The organism is Planococcus sp. A6, from assembly GCF_028823615.1.
In the GTDB taxonomy this organism is placed as follows: domain Bacteria; phylum Bacillota; class Bacilli; order Bacillales_A; family Planococcaceae; genus Planococcus.
Window position 1 is genome coordinate 1 of the sequence record NZ_JAPEHT010000167.1, and the last position, 5,598, is coordinate 5,598.

Consider the following 5,598-nt stretch of genomic DNA (forward strand, 5'->3'; position numbering starts at 1 on the left):
ACGCCGATCGCTTTGACGCGGCCGTCTTTGTATAGTTTTTCCATCGCTTTATACGTCTCGACGTAATTGTCGAATTCAGGTGTTGGCCAGTGGATGAGGTAGAGGTCCACATAATCGAGTCCGAGGCGCTCCAGGCTTTCGTCGAATGCGCGCAAGGTGCTGTCGTAGCCTTGGTCAGAGTTCCAGACTTTCGTCGTGATGAACAACTCTTCACGCGGGACGGACGTCTCTTTCAAGGCTTTTCCGACGCCTTCTTCGTTTTTATAGATCATGGCTGTATCGATAGATGTATAGCCAGTTTTTAATGCAGTTGATACGGCTTCGGCAGCTTGGTCGCTGTCGACTTGCCAGACGCCGAATCCTAATTGGGGCATTTCGAGTTTGTTATTTAGTGTTACATGATTCACGGGACATTTCTCCTTTTTTGGGTTTTGTCACAACAATCTATAGAATACCCTGAAGCTAGAGGATGTAAGCTTTTTTTTGTTGTGTCCCTGTGCATGGCACAATTTCGAGTGTGAAATTGCGGTTTTAGCGGGGTTTTGTAGTTTTGGCGTCCCTGTGCGCCACACAATTCAATTCAACGCAAAAAAAGCTGCCAAAGGAGGCAGCTTTTGGGGATTATGCGCTTAGTACAGGCCGAGTGATTGCAAGCCGATTTCAGCGAGTTTCGCTTGTCCGGCATTCGTCGGATGGATGTCCCCCGGCAGGACGTACAGTGCTTGATTGTTTCCGAAGGCTGTGTAAGCATCCGCCAGATAGACGTCTTCATTGGAGAAGGCGAGGCCGGCGAATGCATCGTTAATGTCCGGGAGTATGGGAGCGACGATATAGTGGAGCGGGTCGGTCAGCTGGAACGGATTGTAGACATTATAGAGCACGATCGGTGAATCGGTGAGTGTGCGGATTTCCGTGATGATTTGCTGGATGTTCGAGAAGACATCGCTTTGGTTGAGCTTCGCTGCAAGCAATTGCTGGAACGCTGGTTGATTGCCGCCGCTTTCGATTGCGGCTTCGCGCAGGATGGCGAGAAAATCGTTATTGCCGATCGTCACGGCGACGTAATCCGAGTGGATGATGGCTTGGCGGTATTTCTGGTCGTTCTGCAAAGCTTCGAACAATTGATCCGATTGCCAGCCGGACACGCCGAGGTTGCGCACCCGGAGATCGGCGAGCTTGCCGATTAAATAAGGATAGCTGGTCTTCGCCGGATTTTGGTTGGTCTGGCCGAGATTCAAGCCGAACGGAATCGAATCGCCAACTGCGACGAGCGATTCTTTGGCGTTGTCACTTTTTGCAAAGGCACCAGGAGATACGAGCAGGCTTGCGAGCAACACGACGACAATGGTTTTGATGAGCTTTTTCATAGAACCCTCCCTTTCTCTTCATTCAGCTATAGTATAAAACTAATAGTTCGAATATTCTATCTATTTTTAACGCATATGATTCGTTTGATCCGATTGTCACGAATTTGGGGAATGGAGGAATTATCGGCGGGGCAGAGAACATAAGGAGAAAGGGTGTATAGGGAGGGATGGGCGTGAAGCATAGAGGCAGATCAAAATTGGCGGGCGGGATGATCGGATTGATTGCAGGGGTGTTCGCCAGTGCGTTTCTCGGGCTGGTCATCGGTGGTACCTTTTTGGGCGGATTGGATATTTACGAAAATACCGGACTGGAAGGTTATGAGCTGGCAGCGTACGTGGGGGCTGTGATTGGCGGAGGGGTTGGCATCGTGTTCGGGGGTCGGCGTCGGACTTGATGTCCCTGTGTCAGACACAATTTGCGTGTCAGGAACTTTGGTGTGGTGGGGTTTGACCGTTCGGATGTCCCTGTGTCAGGCACAATTACCGGTGAAAAAAAGAACAGCAGGCGGCGTGAGTTGTCCCTGTGCGCCACACAATTTAAGCCGCAATCCCAATGCCAAAAAGGCGAGGGGATGCGGTTTTTTGGGTTTGGCAGATGGTGTTTGTCCCTGTGCACCACACAATTTGACTCGCCACAGTCCTATTAAAAGATGAAATTATTCCCAAAACAGAAAGTGGATTACTATTAATTGGAAAATAGAGATGTTACAATAAGCGGGAATTTACCAGCCACGGAGAACAGATGGAAGGGGCCAACAATGTGAATACATCTAAGAAAATCGGAATCACTGTACTGACGGGAGCGGCGGTTTTGCATATGGCAGGAGCAGTGTCAGCGGATGATGCTGTCGAGACCGATCGCGTCATCGTTGAATTGGAGGCGGGGGCACGCAGCCATGCATTGTCAGGGGAAAAAATCGAAGCTTTGGAGGTCAATACAGCCAATAAGCTGGTGACGGTCGAGGTGCCAAAAGGGCAAAGCGTAGAAGCATACATAGAAGAACTCGGCGCGGCGCCGGGCGTGGCAAATGTCGAGCCGGATCATTTGCTCAAGACGACGGCGGTGCCGAACGATCCGTATTATTCATTCCAGTATCATCACGAATTGATCGGGTCGGAACGTGCATGGACGAAAACGATGGGCACGACGGATGTATTGGTCGCCGTTCTGGATAATGGATTCGATTTGGACCACCCAGACTTGAAAGGTCAACTCGTCAGTTCCTACGCAACAGCATCGAGCATAAGCGAAGACGACCACGGCACACATGTTGCGGGGATCATCAACGCTGCACATAATAACCGGACTTACGGCGCGGGTGTTGCACCGGGCGCTGGGGTTCTTGCGATTGATGTGTTCGAAGGAGAAGAGGCGTATTCGTCCGATGTCATCGAAGGCATTTATTACGCGGCGGATGCCGGGGCGGACATCATCAATATGAGCCTGGGCAATTATTACAAGAGCGAGTCCTATCAAGCGGCGATCGACTATGCGCATGAGCGCGGCGTATTGGTGATCGCGTCTTCCGGAAATGATGATACGGACGAGACGCATTATCCATCGGGTTACGAAAACGTTGTTGCAGTCGGATCGACAGACCGTGCTGACCGGATTTCGTGGTTCTCGAATTATGGTGCTGACCAGGACATCACGGCACCCGGCACCGGCATTTGGTCGACAATCGCGGGCGGCAGCTTTTCATCGATGAGCGGGACTTCGATGGCGGGACCGGTCGTGGCAGGGGTCGCAGCACTCGTGAAAGCGAATGAGCCGGATTTGACGAATGAAGAAATCGCCCAGCGGCTGTATGATACCTCGGTCGACCTCGGCGCTGCCGGCAAAGACCCTTATTTCGGCCACGGCCGGGTCGATGCGGAAGCGGCGTTGATGATTTTTGATATCGAACAGCCGTCAGTGAATGCTGTCTATGAAAGCTCGGCGGAAATCACTGGCACTTTGAATCAGCCCGTAGAAGACGCTGTGATCACTGTTGAGAATGAAGACGGTGAAATCGCGCGCCAAGAAGGATACGCGGGAGCGGGCACATTCAGCGTGGCGATTCCGAAGCAAACTGCGGGAAGCGCGTTGACGATACTGGTGCGCGACCGCTACGGCAATGAAAGCGAAGCGCTGGAAGTGGTCGTGCAAGAAACGGAGCCGGAAGAAATGCCGGAACGCATATCCGGCACTAGCCGCTATCAAACGGCGATCGCGATTTCACAAACCGGCTGGGATGAGGCTAACACAGTGGTCCTAGCCACTGCAGGCGATTTCCCGGACGCACTGGCTGGTGGGCCGCTCGCTTACCTGGAAGATGCACCGATTTTATTGACACGTACAGGTGAACTTCATTCCGGAACGCGCGAGGAAATCGAACGGCTTGGCGCTGACAAGGCGATCATCCTTGGAGGAAGCATCGCCATATCCGGTGCAGTGGAAGCGGAACTGGAAGACATGGGGCTTGCCACTGAGCGCATCGGCGGCAAGTCGCGCTATGACACTGCGGCGTTGATTGCAGAGAAGTTGGACTCGGAGCGTGCAGTCGTTGCAAGCGGATTGAACTTCCCGGATGCTTTATCGGTTTCGCCATATGCCGCGAAAAACGGCATCCCGATTTTGCTGACGCGCAGCGACTCCTTGCCGAACGAGACCGCTACCGCGCTTGAACGCTATACGTCGAGCTACGTCATCGGCAGCACCGGCGCGGTCAGTGAAGAAGTGTTCGCCCAGTTGCCGGATGCCGAACGGTTCGGCGGCAAATCGCGCTATGACACCGGGTCCGAAGTCGCGACACGGCTTCCGCTTGGCGACAGCCGCGCCTTTATCGCTACCGGACTCGACTTCCCGGATGCGCTGACGGGCTCTGTGTTGGCTGCGAAAAACGACGCGCCGATTTTGCTCGTGCGCCCGGATCGCATCCCGAAAGCGACCGAACAGCAGCTGCCGGTGTATCATGGCTTCTCGATCTTCGGAGGCACCGGCGCGGTGTCGGACGGAGTGAAAGGGATGCTTGGGCGGTAAGTTGTCCCTGTGCGCCACACAATTCAATTTCAACGCCGCATCTTTCTCGCCGAACAGGCAGATAGATGCGGCGTTTTATTGTTGATGGAATGAGTATGGCGATGGATTTCTTCTTTCGTGTTTCTTAGCGGATTTTATTGTGGATAGTCAAAATAATTTCACAAATTGCTATAATATTCCGTCAACAAAATGTCTCTAATTAGCATAAATTTATTATAAAATGTATGCTTATTTTAACGAAAGCAATGATCGTGGCATTGAATCTGGAGAGTGATAAACAGTGAATGCGAGGCGGTATTCCAGGGCTGCTTGAGTAGAGGCAAAAGTTCTTCCGCCTAGTGATGGCACTACCTTTGATGCGGCAAGGACATTTGCTTAAGAAAGGAAAGAGAAGCTGTTATGAAGTTGATCAAAGTCGCAGATTATAACGAAATGAGCCAGATCGCAGCCGACTATGTCATCGATAAACTTCACCGAAACCCGCAAATCAAATTGGGGATGGCGACAGGCGACACGCCAAAAGGATTGTATCGGGAGTTGATTTCCGATCATGTGATGAACGGCACTTCCTATAAACACGTCCAGACATTCAATCTTGACGAGTATATCGGATTGTCCGGACAGGATTCTCAAAGCTATAGATACTATATGGATACGCTACTGTTTGACCATATTGATATCGATAAAAAGAACACGCACCTTCCAAAAGGCGATACGGTGGATGAGTTTGCAGAAGCTAAGGCGTACGAAAAGCTTATTCAAGACAGTGGCAAGGTGGATTTGCAGATTCTTGGCTTGGGCGGCAATGGCCATATCGGCTTTAATGAGCCCGGAACTCCATTCGATTCAACGACGCATGTCGTGGAGTTGACCTTAGATACAAGAACCGCGAATGCGAAGTTTTTTGGAAGTCTCGATTTGGTGCCGAATCGGGCGATCACGATGGGCATATCCACCATTATGGGAAGCGAAGAAATTCTATTGCTCGTCTCGGGTGCGGGAAAAAGCACAGCTCTAAGCCGTTTGGTGCTTGGGGAAATTGATGAAAGTTTTCCCGCGTCGATATTAAAGACGCATCAAAATGCCACTATCATTGCCGATGAAGCAGCTTTGCAGTACTTGGATAGTGTTGTGTTCGGTAGTGTCCCTGTGCACGACACAATTCATGGGGGAGAAATGCTAATGTAGCGGGGTTTTGGTAGGTGGACG

Annotated in this window: 5 protein-coding genes; 3 read left to right on the top strand and 2 right to left on the bottom strand. The window is 51.4% G+C overall.

Annotated elements, in window-relative coordinates:
• Both ON064_RS16705 and ON064_RS16710 read right to left on the bottom strand, forming a co-directional pair.
• Positions 1 to 407 (bottom strand): aldo/keto reductase (locus ON064_RS16705; RefSeq protein WP_274625652.1); only part of this gene is annotated, 407 nt, incomplete at its 3' end.
• Between the two features lie 222 nt (positions 408 to 629).
• Positions 630 to 1,367, bottom strand: coding sequence for a GDSL-type esterase/lipase family protein (locus ON064_RS16710; RefSeq protein WP_274625653.1), 738 nt, complete (start codon positions 1,365 to 1,367; stop codon positions 630 to 632).
• 173 nt (positions 1,368 to 1,540) lie between these two features.
• On the opposite strand from ON064_RS16710, the gene ON064_RS16715 reads away from it, so the two are divergent.
• The 3 genes from ON064_RS16715 to nagB all read left to right on the top strand — a co-directional run bounded on the left by ON064_RS16715 (position 1,541) and on the right by nagB (position 5,577).
• Positions 1,541 to 1,762: a hypothetical protein gene (locus ON064_RS16715; RefSeq protein WP_274625654.1), complete on the top strand. Its 222-nt coding sequence runs from the start codon at positions 1,541 to 1,543 to the stop codon at positions 1,760 to 1,762.
• A 365-nt stretch (positions 1,763 to 2,127) separates the two neighbouring features.
• Positions 2,128 to 4,389 carry a cell wall-binding repeat-containing protein gene (locus ON064_RS16720; protein WP_274625655.1) on the top strand — a complete coding sequence of 754 codons (2,262 nt, stop codon included), beginning with the start codon at positions 2,128 to 2,130 and terminating at the stop codon, positions 4,387 to 4,389.
• A gap of 399 nt (positions 4,390 to 4,788) precedes the next feature.
• Positions 4,789 to 5,577 (top strand): glucosamine-6-phosphate deaminase, encoded by a 789-nt coding sequence (gene nagB / locus ON064_RS16725; RefSeq protein WP_274625656.1) that lies wholly within the window; start codon positions 4,789 to 4,791, stop codon positions 5,575 to 5,577.
• The last annotated feature ends 21 nt before the right edge of the window (positions 5,578 to 5,598 follow it).

Bases quoted from the DNA above. Each gene is read 5' to 3' on its own strand.
- ON064_RS16710 (WP_274625653.1), bottom strand. From the start codon at position 1,367: ATGAAAAAGCTCATCAAAACCATTGTCGTCGTGTTGCTCGCAAGCCTG.
- nagB (WP_274625656.1), top strand. From the start codon at position 4,789: ATGAAGTTGATCAAAGTCGCAGATTATAACGAAATGAGCCAGATCGCA.